The sequence below is a fragment of the Plebeiibacterium sediminum genome, assembly GCF_026013605.1.
In the GTDB taxonomy this organism is placed as follows: domain Bacteria; phylum Bacteroidota; class Bacteroidia; order Bacteroidales; family Marinilabiliaceae; genus Saccharicrinis; species Saccharicrinis sediminus.
This window is the reverse complement of record NZ_JAPDPJ010000067.1, coordinates 1-16,332: the sequence shown is the minus strand read 5'-3', so window position 1 is coordinate 16,332 and position 16,332 is coordinate 1. Positions and strand designations below refer to the sequence as shown.

The window sequence follows — 16,332 nt, the reverse complement described above, 5'->3', positions numbered from 1 at the left end:
AACGCCGCATTTGCGGCGTTTTTTGTTTTGTGTAATCTTTAATTGTTATCTTGTTTTTCAGCTTCTTTAAGTTCTTTTTTAAGCTGTTTCATTTCCTGTTTCAGGGTTTCCATTTCTTTTTTGAGTTGTTCTCTTTCTTTGCTTAAGTTTTCTTTTTCTAGCTCACTATCAATATTTTTAAGTTCAGCATTTATTAACGAATCTATATTTAAATGCTCTATTTCAACATTTGCACTTTCAACGGCAATTTTTGCAGCTTTTAAAGAAGTCTCCACAAGATCTCCAATATTTAAATTTTCCAAGACTTCTGCAGCAATCTCAATTCCGGTTTTAGCAGCTTCTAATCCTAATTTTTGAGCTTCTATACAATCGCCAAGACTATCTGAGTTTAAATGATGTAATTCCATTTCTCTGGCAATTTCTTCGCGTGCTTCCTGAAGACTAAGTTTTATCTCCATGTTTATCGAATCCATGTTAATGGAATCCATAGCCGCTTTGATTTCAATTTGAGCTTGTTTCATCACATCACCCAAATTAATTTCTTTAAGGGCTAAATGTATTTCTTTGAACATCTCCTGCGACAGCGCTCTATCTTTCTCACTTAGGGCAATTTCAATGGCTTGTTCAACTTCTTTACCAATATTGGATTGATTTTCATTGGCTACTTTAATATTGGCTTCAACTACTTTAATCAAGCTGTCTCTTTCTTGTTTTGTTGGTATATTAATGTCTTTATTTACAACAATAACTTTAACAGAATCGTTGGTGCTTAATTCTGAATTAGCTTCGTTTAAATTTTGATACATGTTTTGATTTCCAACAGAAAAGGAAACTAGGAAAATACTACTTATGACTATAAAAGAAGCAATTATTCTTTCTGTAACGTGTGATTTCATCGATCTGTTTTTTTGAATGCGTTTAATTCTCTCTAATAAATTACCTTGCTTTTTACCAAAAGCCATTGATAGAGCTTCTTCATTACTGCTGAAAATTTGAGCGTTGGTTAAAGCTTTGGCATAAGTCACCTTGTCTCCGGTTAGTTGAATGGCAATCTCATCGCAACTGTGCTCTCTTTCGTCTCTGATACATTTTGAAATGGTCCATACGGCAGGGTGGAAGAAAAACAGAATTTCAATAATAGATTGTATAATATTAAACAGATAATCATTTCGTACTATGTGTGCTAACTCATGAGCGATAATAGCTTCAATTTCTTTTTCAGTTAAACCTGTAAATGCTTTTACCGGAAACAAAATGATAGGTTTCATAAACCCAAGTGTTATGGGTGTATTGGTATGAGGCGATTTAAATGCTTTTATTATTTTGTTGATCTTAAGTTCTTGTGAAAATTCAACCATCTTTTCAATCCACTTTTCTTCAAAAGGTAATAATTGCAGGCCTCTCAGGCGCCTGTTATAGGCGAGTCCGCCAAGTAAACGAACGGTGAATAAGGCGATACCAATCAACCATACAGAAAGGAATAAAGGGAAGTTTCGTTGAAACCAGGCACGGGTTTTTATCAATTTAATATTAAAGCTCTGAGTCTGTTCTGCCTGTGTATTATCGATACTTTGGTTCACTAAATTTTTAAAATATTCAGGGTTTTGAAGCAGTTCATACTTTACGTTTTGTTTTTCTTTTGCATAGTTATAGGAGTTAACAAAAGTAGATATTGACCATCCAAGCATGATCACAATGATGGTAAATGAAATAAAATACCTCACTTGAGAACTGTACTTTCTTAAAATACTTAGTAGTATTAATAAGATCATTAACAGAATTGTTCCTTGCCACAGTGAATGAACGATTGTCCATCCTAATGCTTCTGTTATTTCCGGTGGAAAAATACTTTGTATTGGTTTCATAGTTTAAGAATTAGTTTCGTTTTCCATTTGTTCAATAACCTTTTTTATCTCATCAAGCTCTTCTTTGGATGTTTTTTTATTTCCTAGAAGTTGCATGACTAATGATGATGCGGATCCGCTAAATGCAGAATCAATGAAACGATCCAATAAACGGCCTCTGGTTTCATCCTTTTTATAGGTTGCATAATATAAATGACTCTTACCATTGGCTTTTCTGTTTAATAAACCTTTAGTGGTCATTTTTTGCATAATTTTAAGTGTGGTTGTATAACCAACATTTTTGCTTGAGCTTATTAATTCATGGATTTCCTTCACAGTTAAAGGTTCTTCTTTCCATAAAATATTTAAAACTTCAAGTTCTGCTGCTGTGGGAGTTATCTTTTCCATGAGTATATAGTTTTATTTATTACGACCCTTGTCGTACAAAGTTATACGACTTTTGTCGTAATAGCAATACTAAAGGGTAAAAAAGTTTATAAAAAGTAATGTTGTACAGGAGTTGGGTTTTCCGACCACTTGGACGGTAAATCTATGGTTACGGAAATTTTAGGTGAGTTAGTAAATGAATGTATTTAGTCCGTAAAGATTAATAAATAAAAGACTTAATCAAGCATTAAAACTACTGGATTATTAGAATTAAATGATTATTAATTAACTTTAATGTTGATGTATTATGTTATAATGTTTGTATTTTTGACACGTAAAAAAAATTAATCTGGATATTATTGTTGTTCTTATATTCAGATATCGTGTTTAAGTAAATTAGATTATGTACAAGGTAATGAAGAATCAAGTTTTGGTAAGTATAGCTCTTATTGTATTGTTTAATACAGTTTTGTCAATAAATTGTCTGGCTCAGGAAGATGCTTCTTCATTGGATAAGGATAAAACACTGGATGTTGTAACCTGGAATTTGGAATGGTTCGGTGCTCCAATACGCTCATCAGCTACCTACTCATATGATAAACAATTGACAGATGTAAGCTCAACCATATTGTCTTTGGATGCTGATGTTTACGCTTTGCAGGAAGTAGTAAATGATAGAGTTAATGGTTTTTACCTGCAAGAGTTGGTTAATAAATTAAATGAAGAGGCCGGCACTGAAAAATATGTTGGTTTTGCTTCAGATCGTTATAGCTTTTCTTTTAATGAGCCATCAACCTCATATCCATCCCAATGTGTTTGTTATATACTAAACACACAAAGTGTTTCTTTAATTGAACAATTTCCTTTGTTTGATGATATCTATGAAAGCTCAAGAACGCAGACTATTGAAGGTTATAATGGTTATGCTCCTTCATTTTGGAGTAGTGGAAGATTGCCTTATTTTTTAAAAGCGATAGTTTCAGTTAACGGAAAAAATCAGATCATTAATTTTGTGAATATTCATGCCAAATGTTGTTCTGATAGTGAAGACAGGAGAGAAAATGATGGTGATTTTTTATTAAACACCTTAGTTACAGATTATGGAAACGATAATATCATTGTATTGGGTGATTATAACGATGATACAAACACACCTGGTCCTTATGATAATTGGTATGCAGATGATCATTTAAACTTTATGGAGGTAGCTGGAGCCGAAATTGACCATATTAGTATCTCGAATGAGTTATATGATGAAAATGAAGCTTTGATCAATAATAATTATGTTGGTGATGTTACCATTTCAGATCATGATCCGGTAATGATAAGATTAAAGATCGACGATGTAAAAACTGCTCAAACAATTACCCTGGAAGATGTGGAGGATCAAATAGTAGGATCAACAGTTACTTTATCCGCAACAAACAGTTCTGATTTACCTGTAGAATATATTGTATTGAAAGGAAATGTTACAGTTGATGGAAATCAGGTCACTTTTAATACAGGAGGTGAAGTTTTATTGCAGGCTATTCAAACTGGTAATGATACTTATTCACCAGCTTTTTCAAATGTAGTTCCTGTAACTATAAATAAATATGAGCAAACCATCGAATTTGATGCAATAAGTGATAAAAAGTTAAGTGATTCACCATTTGAATTGGTGGCTACTTCAAGTTTAGGATTTGATGTATCATTTGAAGTGATTGAAGGTAACGTAAGTATTGAAGGTAATGTAGTAACCCTGGAAGATGCTGGAAATGTTACTATAAGGGCCTATCATAATGGTGATGATCAATATGAAAGTGCAGAGGCATTTCAGTCGTTTTATGTTGAAGATAAGAGTGGTATTGAAGATGAATATGCTAAGCAAGTTAAAATATATCCAAACCCTGGCAATCATAAAGTAACCATCGATATGCCGGATGCTTCTGTAAAACAAATTGATATTTATAATATTACTGGAGATAAGGTATATAGTATGGAAGCTTATAGCTCTGCAAATGTTTATGTAGATCATTTAAGTAATGGATTGTATTTTATTCAAATTACTTCAGGAAATATTACCATCTCTAAAAAATTACAAGTGAAACATTAATTTTTTTCAAAAAAAATGGTGTACATCGCAAACGGTTGCAATCTAAAAAACTTGCATTAGAGGCATGTATCGCAGTGTGGTAAAGGTTTTGAGGGGTGGTTGATATTACTATCTTTGAACTGAAAATTCAGTCAAAAACTAATTATTTACCAATGATTAAAAAATTTCTACCGCTATTTATTTTAGCAATAGTTGCATCTTGTAATCCTGGTACAAAACAGGCAGATGTAGTTAAAAAAGCTGCTCCATTTTTATGGGAGAATGCAAATGTTTACTTTCTATTAACCGATCGTTTTTGCAATGGTGATTCTACCAATGATGTAAATTTTGAAAGAACTGGCGAAACCGGTGTTTTGCGAGGTTTTATGGGAGGTGATTTTAAAGGAATCATCAAAAAAATCAATGAAGGTTACTTTACTGATCTGGGAGTTAATGCACTATGGTTCTCTCCAATTGCTGAACAAATTCATGGTTCAGTGGATGAAGGAACTGGTAATACCTACGCATATCATGGTTACTGGGCAAAAGATTGGACCAGTATTGATCCTAACTGGGGTACAGAAGAAGAGTTTGCTGCAATGGTTGATGCAGCTCATCAAAAAGGAATTCGTGTTGTTATGGATGTTGTAATTAATCACACAGGTCCTGTTACACCAATTGATCCGGTTTATAATGAGGAGTGGGTCAGAACATCACCAAAATGTACTTATGATACCTATGAAAATACAGTTACCTGTACGCTTGTAGAAAACCTTCCAGATGTAAGGACTGAAAGCAATGATGAAGTTAATTTGCCGGATGTTCTTTTGGAAAAATGGGAAAATGAAGGTCGTTTGGCTCAGGAAATGGAAGAGTTAAATGCATTTTTCGCTGCAACCGGATATCCTCGTGCACCAAGGTTTTATATTATGAAATGGTTGATTGATTTCGTGAAAAAATATGGTGTTGACGGATATAGAATTGATACAGCAAAACATACAGAAGCTTCTATTTGGGCAGAATTAAATCAGCAAGCCTCAAAAGCATTTGAAGAATGGAAACTTGCAAATCCGGATAAGGTTTTAGATGATAACGAATTTTACACAGTTGGTGAAGTGTATAATTATGGGGTTTCTACAGGAAGAATGTTTGATAATGGTGGCGTTCAGGTTGACTATTATGCAAATGGTATGGATGCATTAATAAATTTTGAATTAAAGTCAGATGCGAATAAGGATTATGAGTCGGTGTTTTCAAAATATTCAAACCTGCTTCATACAGAATTAAAAGGTAAAACCATATTAAATTACCTTACATCTCATGATGATGGTCAACCTTTTGATAAGAATAGGGAAAAGGCTTTTAAGGCAGCAAATATGCTATTGTTAACACCCGGTGCTTCACAAATATATTATGGAGATGAAACCAATCGTAATTTGAATATTGAGGGAACTAATGGAGATGCAACTTTACGTTCTTTTATGAATTGGGATGATATAGAATCAAATAGCCTGGTTAATGATGTTGCAACAAAAGATCTGCTTTCGCATTATCAGAAATTGGGGCAGTTTAGAGCTGCAAATCCAGCTGTTGGTGCAGGTGTTCATAAAATGATTAGTCAGGAACCATATATTTTTGAAAGAGTATATGTTAATGGAGATTACACCAATAAAGTAGTTGTGGGCTTAGATCTTAATGCTGGAGTAAAAGAGATAAATGTTGCTGAGGTGTTTACAGATGGTGAGACATTAACTGATTTTTATTCAGGTAAAAAGGTGATAGTTAAAAACGGAAAAGTAACAGTAGATTCAGGTTTTGATATAGTGTTGCTATCCTTATAATTATAGTTGAAAATTCAGATGAAGTAATAATATTACTTAGTTAATTTATTTTGTGTGTTTGCAAAGCGATTTCAAAGATGAAATCGCTTTGTTTTTTTATGCTAGTACGATTGTTTAAGTGTAAAAAAATAGTCAACTAATCGATTTCAACTAATTCAAATGGAATATTAGTCACCGATTGAAAATCTTCAGCAATTTCAATCATATCTTCATCTTCAACATCATAATACCAACTAACTTTAATGTTGTTATTATTTAATAATTGAGCTTCAATTTTACGAAATAAGATGATTAGATACTTAGTACTAATTGTATTAAAGTAATCAAGTTGAATGTTTATTTGAGTTTGAGAGCATGGGGAAATAATGTATTCATTTAACCAATTAAATACTGGTTTGAACAATGAATCGCAGTCAACAGTAACTATTTTCCCTTTGAATGAAATAAGCCCCTTTTCAGAATCTAAAATGACTTGAGGGGTTGTGTTGGTTTCCTGTGTGTGTATGATGTTTGTCATCGCTTAAAAGTTTATCTCTGGTGGCCAGATTAAATAGTCGATGAATTTGGATCAAGCATTGGGGTAGGGCCGGTCAAAATTCACGAATATTTCGTTTACATTAAAATCTATCATATTAATAATGCAAAGAATAGTTTGTCCCGTCCTATACTTTGCAGGTGTAAAGTTTTTTTAGGTTAATAAAGATGAATTGTATTACGAATGTTTTTAGATAAGGTTATCGTAATTTATAAAAAAAAGATGTGGTGACTGTTGGATTATTTAGGGAGGTGTTGGTTAATATTCATTAATACAATGTATTAAGTGTGTGTGTTATTGATTATATTAATCAAAATAACTGTATTTCTAACTTAATGATTGGATTATTAGAATTGTTATTTTTGAGCAAATGTTACTTTAGGTAAACTTAGATTATATTTAACAGCTAATAGTCTGATAATAATAATGGATGTAATAGTGGCTATTTGTGAAAAGTAAAGGTTTACATTAAAAAAATCTAATAGTAAATAAATTGTACCACCTACAATACAGGCTGTTGCATATATTTCTTTGTGAAAGATTAAAGGAACATCGTTACATAAAGTATCTCTGATAACACCGCCTACAACAGCAGAAGAAAGTCCCATTACCATGCATATAGGTGCAGATAAATCGTAAATAAGTGCTTTATCAATCCCAATTATGGTAAATACACCTATTCCAATTGTGTCAAAAAGAAATAATGTGTGTTTTAATTTAATTACGCGTTTAAAGAATATAAATGTAAAAATGATTGCACTGAAGATTAATAAGAAGTAATCAACGTTTTTTACCCATGTAACAGGGGTATTACCCATTAGTAGATCTCTCATAGTTCCTCCACCAACGGCCGTAATAAACCCTATAAATGAAGCTCCAAAAAGATCAAGTTTTTTTTCTGATGCTGAAAGTGTACCACTAACTGCAAAGGCAAAAGTACCCGCGTAATCGGCAAAATCCAATAAATTCATTGCTACATTTTAAATTTTCGGCAAATGTAGCTAATTGCTTTAAACCAATACTGCTTCTTTATTTAAATTTTCATCGCAGAATTCATCAATTACAATAATGTAATCAATAATCTTTTTCATTTCCTCATCCTGGGGAGCAGTAAAAGGTACAACTTCAAGAGAGCAGAATGTTTGGAATTTATTTAGGAAACGATTTCCTTCAATAAGTTCATCTTTTAAAGTATAAAACTCTTTGCCTTCTTGCAGCATTCCAGCCAATGAAGTAGAGGCAGGGATATAATCATAGCTTAATAACATTCCTAACACAAGTCTTTCTCCAGCAAGTATGGATAAGTTATATAGGAATTCATTGTCAAAAGGACCTCTGTTGACAATTAGTTTCTTGCAGGTTTTTAAATACGATTTTCCTTCATCATAATAAAACTTCCAGTCTTTGTCTTGATCTTGCCAATGAAATACAGCCATAATAAATCTGTTTACAGGGTTTGAAATTTACTATATTTAAAACGATATAGCTTGTTAAAAATATTAATGACATTGTAAAAATAGCATTTGTAAAAATTAAACCCTAGTTATTAAGTGGTAATTAAGTTTAAAAAGTGTTATTTTAATTGTTTAACCCTAATCATTTGATTGTTTTGTATTGAAAAAAAGGATAAAAGTAATTTTAAACCTTGTTTTATGATTTATTCCAGAAGAGCCTTTATTAATATAATAGCAAAAGCTTCGTTGTTGTTGTGTAGTCCAGTTGTAATGTCTAATAATAAGAAACCTATGAATAAGATTAATCCCGGAATTCAGTTGTATACCGTTAGAAATGAAATTAAAAACGATTTGTGGCTCACTTTAAAAAAGATTGCTGATGTTGGATTTAAAGAGATAGAACTTTATATGGATGACAATACAAGTTTATTGTTTGGTTACCAACCTGAAGAATTTTTTACCAGAGTGAACGATTTAGGTTTAAAAGTAATAGGACAGCACATTTTGTCAGGTCAACATGGAGAACAGCCTTATTCCTTAACAAAGGGGTTTGAGTCTTTAGTTGAAATATTGTCGAAATATGAAGTGCCTTATTTGACCCATGTATGGCTGCACCCGGAAGAAAGAAAATCACTAAATGATTATAAGCATTTGGCAGAACTACAAAATAAATGTGGAGCATATTGTAAATCGGCAAATATTCAACTGACCTATCATAATCATGATTTTGAATTTGTTAAGATGGAAGGCGAAATGCCATATGATGTGATGATAAAAAATTCCGATCCGGATTTATTAAAGCTAGAGGTTGATTTTTATTGGATGTACGCTGCGGGTGTTGATCCGTTGATTTATATTACACAATTGGGTAATAGGGTTGAACAATGGCATTTTAAAGATATGAAGAAAGATAGTACTGATTTTATTGAATTAGGATTAGGGCGTATTAATTATGATGAAATAATGAAATATCTAAAGTCTTCTGATGTAAAACATGTACTTATAGATCAGGATGAATTAACAATGCCAATGGAAGATAGTCTGAGAATAAATCTTAAGGAATTAAATAGGTTACTTGCTATAATGGATTGATATAAAATCAGATGATTTATAGGTATTTAGGATTGGGTGTTTCTTAAATATTGAGCATTTAAATAAACCTTTTTGTATAATAGGTGTTTACAAAAGGTAAAACAAAACTCAAAAAAATGAAACGTATATTAGTCTTATTAATAGCTGTTTTTGCATTGTATCAGGCAAATGCACAAACAAGTTTTTATGATTATACAGTAAAAACACTTGAAGGTGAAGATTTTCAGTTGTCTCAATTAAAAGGGAAAAAAGTATTGGTAGTTAATACAGCCTCTAAATGTGGATTTACTCCTCAATACGAGCAATTAGAGGCTATTTATAAAAAATATGGAGGTGATGATTTTGTAGTGATTGGCTTTCCGGCTAATAATTTTATGAAACAGGAACCCGGAACTGCTGAAGAAATCAGAGATTTCTGTATTCAGAATTATGGAGTTACTTTTCCAATGATGGCTAAAATATCTGTCAAAGGTGATGATATAGCCCCAATCTATCAGTGGCTCACTGAAAAAGAGAAGAATGGAGTAGAGGATAGTAATGTAAGATGGAATTTTCAGAAATATTTAATAAATGAAAAGGGAGAATTGGAAAAGATATTTTATCCTAAAGTGAAACCTGATAGTGATGAAATTATATCGTGGATAACGTCAAAATAGAGTATGCTTTAAAAATATATTAAAAACGATGTGAGAACATCGTTTTTTTTGTTTCAAATAATCTTTGCAAATTCGTGCTGAAAAATTTAACAAAAGATTAAAAACGTATCGATGTCATATATTAGAGGATTTGCAAGTGATAATAATTCGGGGGTTCATCCTGAAGTTTTACAGGCTATTGAAAAGGCGAATGTTGGTCATGCAGTTGGTTATGGTGGTGATGATTATACCCAACTAGCTGTTGAAAAATTTAAAGAAGTATTCGGTCAGCAAACTGATGTGTTTTTCGTTTACAATGGAACCGGAGCAAATGTTGTTGCAATACAGGCATTAACCAACTCATTTCATTCTGTAATTTGTCCAGAGACAGCTCATATTAATGTAGATGAATGTGGGGCGCCAGAAAAACATAGTGGATGTAAGTTATTGCCCGTTGAAACAAAAGACGGAAAATTAACCATAGATGCTTTAAAAAAGCATATGCATGGTTTTGGTTTTGAGCACCATTCACAACCTAAAATGATTAGTATTACACAGGCTACAGAATTAGGTACGGTTTATTCTATAGATGAAATTAAAGCTTTGGCTGATTATGCTCATGCCAATAATATGTATTTACATATGGATGGAGCCCGATTGGCAAATGCTGCAGTTTCTTTAGGTTGCTCATTTAAAGAAATGACGGTAGATGCAGGAGTTGATGTATTGTCGTTTGGAGGAACCAAAAATGGATTGATGTTTGGTGAGGCTGTTTTATTCTTTAATCAAAACACTGAGGCCGTAAAATATATAAGAAAGCAAACGGCTCAGTTAAATTCAAAAATGCGTTTTACCGCTGCTCAGTTTTTGGCTATACTTACTGATGATTTATGGAAACGTAATGCTTCTCATTCTAATAAAATGGCTCAGAAATTAGCAGAAGAACTAAAAAGCATTGAAGAAATTAAAATTACCCAGAGTGTTGATAGTAATGGAGTATTCGCTATTGTTCCAGAAAAAATTATAGAGCCATTACAAAAAGAGTTTTTCTTTTATATGTGGGATGAGAGTAAGTGTGAGGTGCGCTGGATGAATTCTTTTGACACACAGGAGGAGGATATCGAAAAATTTGTAACGCTAATTAAAAAGCTTTTAAAAGAATAGTTATGGCTCAACAATATGATTTTGAACTTGAATTTAAAGTTCGTGACTACGAGTGTGATCTTCAGGGGATTGTAAATAATTCTGTATACCAGAATTACCTGGAACATACGAGACATGAGTTTTTAGATGCCATAGGTTTAAATTTTAAAGAATTATTTGATAAGGGCGTAGTAGCTGTAGTGGCTAGGGCGGATTTATCTTATAAAACGCCTCTGCAAAGTAATGATAAGTTTGTGGTTAAACTAAGAGCTGAGCATCATGGCATTAAATACATGTTTTATCAGGATATTTACAGATTGTCCGATAATAAGGTTTGTTTAAAAGGTGTCATTACCACAACATCCTTAATAAATGGAAAATTAGGGGTTTCTGAAGAAATTGCTCAGGCACTGAAAGATGTGGCGTTGAAGCGCAATTAAATGATCATCTGATATCAGTTAATAATACCAAAGGCTCTTAATGATTTAGGAGCCTTTTTTGTATATGCAACTTACGCTTCATGCATTCTTTTTTCTATTTGCCGTTAAATATATTTTTAGGCTTACCATAATTTTTATCAGTTTTTGTAAAATGTGGTGATAATTCATATTCACTTTGTTAGGGATGTTTTTAACAGGTGAGCCTTGATTTGTAATACTTAATCCTCTAAAAATATTTCACTTCCTAAAATACTCTTTGTATTTTTGCAGGCTATTTGAAAAAGTAAGATCATTATGCCAGAGCATACGAAGAAAGATTATATAGAAAGGTTTATCAAGTTTAAGGCAACTGATGCTGTAATCCAAAAAGGAAAAGACTTGTATGATGAAGGAGCAGTAAATCTAACATATAAAAGTGATGCTTCTGATGCATGGCATTTTGCCGTACAGGGATCTCAGCGATACACCGTTATCATTAAGGATTTAAATAAGGAAGATATTCATTCTAAATGTACCTGTCCTTTTGAATGGGGAACAATTTGTAAGCATACGGTAGCTTCTTTATTATACATTGTAGATGCCGGAGATAAGGCAATGCCTTTAGATATGCAAAATGAAGTGACTTCGAATTCCTCATTACGCACAGCTCATGGCTTTTTATTAGAAGATTATAGATTTATAGATGCTGATTTAATCAAGAAATATTCGTCGTTTAGTGTTTTAAATGATATAAAATACTCATCACGCGGAATAAAAATTAAAGATGTAATCATTAATAATCATCAGGTTATTTTTGAGTTATTTGATGATTATAGAAAAGAAACCAGTGTTACGATCGTAAAGCATGAAGATAAAGTATATATTTCATCAGATATAAAAGCAGGTACTCCAAAGTTAAATAAACTGGAAACATTCTGTTTGATTACCATTGCCGAATCTAAAACACCAGATTTACTTCATATAGCATTTAATGAAGGGTTGACAAAAATTGAACAGGAAACATTAGAACGCTATGGTTTTGATAATGACGATGATTTTTCAATTTATTTTAAACATATTTTCAATCCCAATTATGGTTTAGATGTAGCTTATCAACCTAATCAGGTTGGATTAATACCCATAGAACCAATCAGGGAAGTTGAATTTTTAAGCTTTATTGAAAAACAGAATGCAGAAGTCCTGGAGTTGGATAACATTCCAAGGGCAACTGATGATAAAGCACTGGGATTTGTAATTGATTTTGGAGGTGATATAGATGAATTAATGTACGATGAGTACGATTTTATTGATGAAGATCCTCAGTTTGAGATATATGCTATAACAGCCAAGCCAGCTAAGAATAAAAGACAGTTGGCATCAGGTTTTAAAAAGTATGACGAGTTTGAAGCGCCTATTATTTTAACCGATAATCAGCGCAATGCATTGGATTTGATCAATGAGCTTGATGATAAGGACTTATCGGCTAAGAAACAATTTGTTTTAAAAAAGAAACTCATTTTACTATTAAGTAAAGAGCGTTTTGTTTTTGTTCGGGAACAAGGTGATTTTAAGTTAAAAAAGACTGATTTAGTACCCGCAAAAGTGTCTGATCAGTTTGTGGAAGCAAAATACCATACTTACGAAGATGCTAAGTTTGTTGGCTTAGAATTAAAAGTAAAAATAGGAGAGGCTGAGTTTAATCCATCAGAATTAAAAACGCTGTATAAAAAATCCCATATTTATAATATGGATGGGGTTATCCATTTGCCTGCCAATTTTTCTATTGCCAAATATATTGAGGAAGGACAAGAGAATATTAAAATGGTAAAATCGTATAAGCAAAAGTTTATTGCTGATGTGGTTATACCATTGTCTAAGAATTTTGAGATTGAGTTTGGAGATTGGAGCGGAGAAGTAGAATCTGTAGAGTTGGATTTTAGATCCAAGCAAATATATCTTTCAGAGCAATATGATTATCTAATCATTACACCTCAGGTTGAGTATCATCATGGTGTTTCTGTGGCTTTAAATCATTCTGGAAATGTGTTGATTCATCAGGATGAAGACCAGGTAAGGGAATATGTTAGAAACTTTGAACTGGAAGACGATTTTGTTGATTCTATTGCGGCATTACACCCATTTTTTGAGGAGCAAAAAGAAGATAAAGTGTTTTATCTTCATTACGATGAGTTTACCCGAAATATGTGGTTTTATCAATTCTTTGATAAGATGCAAAGTCTTGAGGTGGAGGTTTTTGGTTTGAAAGAATTGAAGAATTTCAATTATTCACCACATCAGGGTAAGGTAACAACTTCAGTTTCCAGTGGTCAGGATTGGTTTGAAGTGGATATTAAGGTAACTTTTGGTGACGATACTATTGCATTGAAGGATATTAAAAAAGCCATTTTAAATAAACAGAAATATATTCAGTTAGCTAATGGAAAAGTAGGTTTATTGCCATCAGAATGGATGCATAAGCTTGAAAAGTACTTTAGACATGGTGAGGTTAAAGATGGAAAACTAACGGTTTCAAAACTTAGGTTTTCTATTATTGATGAGTTGTTTGATGAGATTGATGATGTAGAAATCATTAATGAAGTGGCAGATAAGCGAAGACGATTGGCTCAATTTACAGAAATCTCCAAAACGGTGGTGCCTGATGAAATCAAAGCAGAGCTTCGTCCTTATCAGAAAGAAGGCTTAAACTGGTTAAACTTCCTGGATGAAATGGGATGGGGTGGTATCTTGGCTGATGATATGGGATTGGGTAAAACCCTTCAAGTGCTTACATTCTTGCAGCATATCCTGAGTAAAGATGATACAACAAACCTGATTATTGTACCAACCACTTTACTTTTTAACTGGCAAAAGGAAATAGAAAAGTTTGCTCCAAATATCAGTGCGTATTATCATTATGGACCAAACAGGGCTTTAAGTACAGACGCTTTTGAAGCTTTTGATATTGTATTTACCTCATATGGGGTGTTGTTGAGAGATGTTGAGTTTTTACGCAATTTCAGATTTAACTATGTTATTCTGGATGAATCTCAAGCTATTAAAAACCCAGCATCCCGAAGATATAAGGCTGTAAGCTTAATCAATGCTAAAAACAGAATAGCCTTATCTGGTACTCCTATTGAGAATAGTACTTTTGACTTGTTTGCTCAAATGAGCTTTGTAAACAGAGGATTTTTTGGAGGGGTTTCTGCTTTCAAAGAAAACTTTTCGAACATGATTGATAAGGAAGGCGATGAGAATATTGCAGCCGAGCTTCAACGTTTGATAAATCCTTTTATTTTACGCAGAACAAAAGAACGCGTTGCCAAAGAACTTCCGGCAAAAACAGAAGATGTAATTTATTGTGAAATGGATAAAGCACAACGTAAAGTGTATGATGCTTATCGCAATGAATTTAGAAATAAACTTTTGGGTAAGATTGATGAAGATGGTGTTGGAAAAAGTAAAATGATGGTGCTTGAGGCGCTTACTCGTTTGCGCCAGATTTGTGATTCTCCGGTATTAATTAATGATGATAATATCGATACTTCTGAATCGGTTAAGATTAAGGAGATTATTCAGCATATTACAGATAAAACATCTAAACATAAGATTTTGATTTTTTCTCAGTTCGTTAAAATGTTAGGACTGATTAAAAATGAATTAAATAAGCGCAATATCGAGTTTGAATATTTAGACGGGAAGAGTTCAACAACTCAAAGGGAACGTTCAGTTGAGAACTTTCAGAATAATGATGACTTGCGTGTATTCCTGATTAGTTTAAAAGCTGGAGGAACAGGATTGAATCTTACTGCTGCCGATTACGTTTATATCATCGATCCATGGTGGAATCCTGCAGTAGAAAATCAGGCCATTGACCGATGTTACAGAATAGGTCAGGATAAGAAAGTATTTGCTTACAGAATGATTTGTAAGGACACAGTGGAAGAGAAAATACTGAATCTTCAGAATAAAAAGAAAAAGATAGCCGGTGATATTGTTCAAACAGATGAGAATATCATGAAGACACTCGAGGCAGATGATATTAAAGATTTGTTTTCTTAATACACATCAAGAAGAATTTTAAAAGGAAATACCATTTAAATATAGAATGGTATTTCCTTTAATAATTCAATTTTTTCAGGTGTAACATTGGCCATGTATGGAATCACTTCCACACCATTATTAATGGCTTCTTTCAGGCCTTCCGCATACTTCGGATCAATGTCTTTTGCAGGTGAAAAACTCTCAATATCCTGTCTTTGTATTACATAAAACATAACCGCTCTCATTCCGGCCTTTTTTACTTCAATCAAAGTGTTCAAATGTTTTAAACCTCTGGTGGTTACAGCGTCTGGGAACGTTGCTTTATTACCTTCGCGAAGAGTGACATTTTTAACTTCAATAAAACACTTCTCAGCCTCGTTTTCTGCAAAAACATCAAATCTGCTATCACCAAATTTAACTTCACGTTTTACGTTGGTATACATGTTTAATTGAGGGATGATTTGGTCTCTTACAGCTTCGTAAACCAGAATATTTGGTACACTGGTATTGATTCCAATCCAATGATTATTTATAAAAATCATTTCCCATGTAAATTGAGTTTTTCGTTTGGGATCGTTATGCTGAGTTAAATAAACAGGGGCACCTTCTTCTATACATGTTTTCATACTTCCTGAATTAGTACAGTGAGCAATTACAGTGCTGCCATCTTCCAATTCTACATCAGTTAAAAATCTTTTATATCTTCTGATTAGTTTTCCCGGTACTAACTTTGATTTAAATTTCATATGATTTTAATGTATTTTCTTTAGGTAGATATTCCGGTGATGTTGACCCCTCATTCCGGTCATATTGACCCCCTTGGATTTGGGTAACTAAAAATGGTTAGTGTGACAAAATTACATC

The 16,332-nt window shown here is 32.8% G+C and carries 13 protein-coding genes; 7 read left to right on the top strand and 6 right to left on the bottom strand.

Going from position 1 to position 16,332, the window contains the following annotated elements; genetic code table 11:
- Positions 1 to 38 precede the first annotated feature (38 nt).
- A complete protein-coding gene (locus OM075_RS20340) occupies positions 39 to 1,865 on the bottom strand; it encodes a M56 family metallopeptidase (RefSeq protein WP_301192392.1) in 1,827 nt (608 codons plus the stop codon).
- Between the two features lie 3 nt (positions 1,866 to 1,868).
- Positions 1,869 to 2,252, bottom strand: coding sequence for a BlaI/MecI/CopY family transcriptional regulator (locus OM075_RS20335; protein ID WP_301192391.1), 384 nt, complete (start codon positions 2,250 to 2,252; stop codon positions 1,869 to 1,871).
- Positions 2,253 to 2,646: 394 nt separating this feature from the next.
- Between OM075_RS20335 and OM075_RS20330 the strand changes: the two genes are divergently transcribed.
- Together OM075_RS20330 and OM075_RS20325 are read left to right on the top strand one after the other, a co-directional pair.
- Positions 2,647 to 4,326 (top strand): T9SS type A sorting domain-containing protein, encoded by a 1,680-nt coding sequence (locus OM075_RS20330; RefSeq protein WP_301192390.1) that lies wholly within the window; start codon positions 2,647 to 2,649, stop codon positions 4,324 to 4,326.
- A 152-nt stretch (positions 4,327 to 4,478) separates the two neighbouring features.
- Positions 4,479 to 6,146, top strand: coding sequence for an alpha-amylase family glycosyl hydrolase (locus OM075_RS20325; RefSeq protein ID WP_301192389.1), 1,668 nt, complete (start codon positions 4,479 to 4,481; stop codon positions 6,144 to 6,146).
- 136 nt (positions 6,147 to 6,282) lie between these two features.
- Here the strand turns inward: OM075_RS20325 and OM075_RS20320 are convergent, their stop codons facing one another.
- The 3 genes from OM075_RS20320 to OM075_RS20310 all read right to left on the bottom strand — a co-directional run bounded on the left by OM075_RS20320 (position 6,283) and on the right by OM075_RS20310 (position 8,117).
- Complete coding sequence (locus OM075_RS20320; RefSeq protein WP_301192388.1) at positions 6,283 to 6,663, bottom strand: DUF1987 domain-containing protein; 381 nt, start codon at positions 6,661 to 6,663, stop codon at positions 6,283 to 6,285.
- Between the two features lie 374 nt (positions 6,664 to 7,037).
- Positions 7,038 to 7,652 carry a trimeric intracellular cation channel family protein gene (locus tag OM075_RS20315; protein WP_301192387.1) on the bottom strand — a complete coding sequence of 205 codons (615 nt, stop codon included), beginning with the start codon at positions 7,650 to 7,652 and terminating at the stop codon, positions 7,038 to 7,040.
- Positions 7,653 to 7,691: 39 nt separating this feature from the next.
- Positions 7,692 to 8,117, bottom strand: coding sequence for a hypothetical protein (locus OM075_RS20310; RefSeq protein WP_301192386.1), 426 nt, complete (start codon positions 8,115 to 8,117; stop codon positions 7,692 to 7,694).
- A 216-nt stretch (positions 8,118 to 8,333) separates the two neighbouring features.
- Between OM075_RS20310 and OM075_RS20305 the strand changes: the two genes are divergently transcribed.
- From OM075_RS20305 to OM075_RS20285, 5 genes are all read left to right on the top strand, one after another.
- Positions 8,334 to 9,227 carry a sugar phosphate isomerase/epimerase family protein gene (locus OM075_RS20305; RefSeq protein WP_301192385.1) on the top strand — a complete coding sequence of 298 codons (894 nt, stop codon included), beginning with the start codon at positions 8,334 to 8,336 and terminating at the stop codon, positions 9,225 to 9,227.
- Between the two features lie 116 nt (positions 9,228 to 9,343).
- Positions 9,344 to 9,883, top strand: a complete 540-nt coding sequence (locus OM075_RS20300; RefSeq protein ID WP_301192384.1) for a glutathione peroxidase — start codon at positions 9,344 to 9,346, stop codon at positions 9,881 to 9,883.
- A gap of 111 nt (positions 9,884 to 9,994) precedes the next feature.
- A complete protein-coding gene (locus OM075_RS20295; RefSeq protein WP_301192383.1) occupies positions 9,995 to 11,026 on the top strand; it encodes a threonine aldolase family protein in 1,032 nt (343 codons plus the stop codon).
- Between the two features lie 2 nt (positions 11,027 to 11,028).
- The gene (locus OM075_RS20290) at positions 11,029 to 11,445 is read left to right on the top strand and encodes an acyl-CoA thioesterase (protein WP_301192382.1); all 417 of its coding nucleotides are present in this window, start codon (positions 11,029 to 11,031) and stop codon (positions 11,443 to 11,445) included.
- Positions 11,446 to 11,739: 294 nt separating this feature from the next.
- Positions 11,740 to 15,486: a DEAD/DEAH box helicase gene (locus tag OM075_RS20285; protein ID WP_301192381.1), complete on the top strand. Its 3,747-nt coding sequence runs from the start codon at positions 11,740 to 11,742 to the stop codon at positions 15,484 to 15,486.
- A gap of 35 nt (positions 15,487 to 15,521) precedes the next feature.
- Here OM075_RS20285 and sfsA read toward each other — a convergent pair whose 3' ends face one another.
- Positions 15,522 to 16,214 carry a DNA/RNA nuclease SfsA gene (gene sfsA / locus OM075_RS20280; RefSeq protein ID WP_301192380.1) on the bottom strand — a complete coding sequence of 231 codons (693 nt, stop codon included), beginning with the start codon at positions 16,212 to 16,214 and terminating at the stop codon, positions 15,522 to 15,524.
- Positions 16,215 to 16,332 lie beyond the last annotated feature (118 nt).

What these genes read in the sequence shown, in the direction of transcription:
- OM075_RS20335 (WP_301192391.1), bottom strand. Translation starts at nt 2,252, where the DNA reads ATGGAAAAGATAACTCCCACAGCAGCAGAACTTGAAGTTTTAAATATT.
- OM075_RS20310 (WP_301192386.1), bottom strand. Translation starts at nt 8,117, where the DNA reads ATGGCTGTATTTCATTGGCAAGATCAAGACAAAGACTGGAAGTTTTAT.
- OM075_RS20305 (WP_301192385.1), top strand. Translation starts at nt 8,334, where the DNA reads ATGATTTATTCCAGAAGAGCCTTTATTAATATAATAGCAAAAGCTTCG.
- OM075_RS20295 (WP_301192383.1), top strand. Translation starts at nt 9,995, where the DNA reads ATGTCATATATTAGAGGATTTGCAAGTGATAATAATTCGGGGGTTCAT.
- sfsA (WP_301192380.1), bottom strand. Translation starts at nt 16,214, where the DNA reads ATGAAATTTAAATCAAAGTTAGTACCGGGAAAACTAATCAGAAGATAT.
- OM075_RS20300 (WP_301192384.1), top strand. Translation starts at nt 9,344, where the DNA reads ATGAAACGTATATTAGTCTTATTAATAGCTGTTTTTGCATTGTATCAG.
- OM075_RS20315 (WP_301192387.1), bottom strand. Translation starts at nt 7,652, where the DNA reads ATGAATTTATTGGATTTTGCCGATTACGCGGGTACTTTTGCCTTTGCA.
- OM075_RS20290 (WP_301192382.1), top strand. Translation starts at nt 11,029, where the DNA reads ATGGCTCAACAATATGATTTTGAACTTGAATTTAAAGTTCGTGACTAC.
- OM075_RS20340 (WP_301192392.1), bottom strand. Translation starts at nt 1,865, where the DNA reads ATGAAACCAATACAAAGTATTTTTCCACCGGAAATAACAGAAGCATTA.
- OM075_RS20285 (WP_301192381.1), top strand. Translation starts at nt 11,740, where the DNA reads ATGCCAGAGCATACGAAGAAAGATTATATAGAAAGGTTTATCAAGTTT.
- OM075_RS20325 (WP_301192389.1), top strand. Translation starts at nt 4,479, where the DNA reads ATGATTAAAAAATTTCTACCGCTATTTATTTTAGCAATAGTTGCATCT.
- OM075_RS20330 (WP_301192390.1), top strand. Translation starts at nt 2,647, where the DNA reads ATGAAGAATCAAGTTTTGGTAAGTATAGCTCTTATTGTATTGTTTAAT.
- OM075_RS20320 (WP_301192388.1), bottom strand. Translation starts at nt 6,663, where the DNA reads ATGACAAACATCATACACACACAGGAAACCAACACAACCCCTCAAGTC.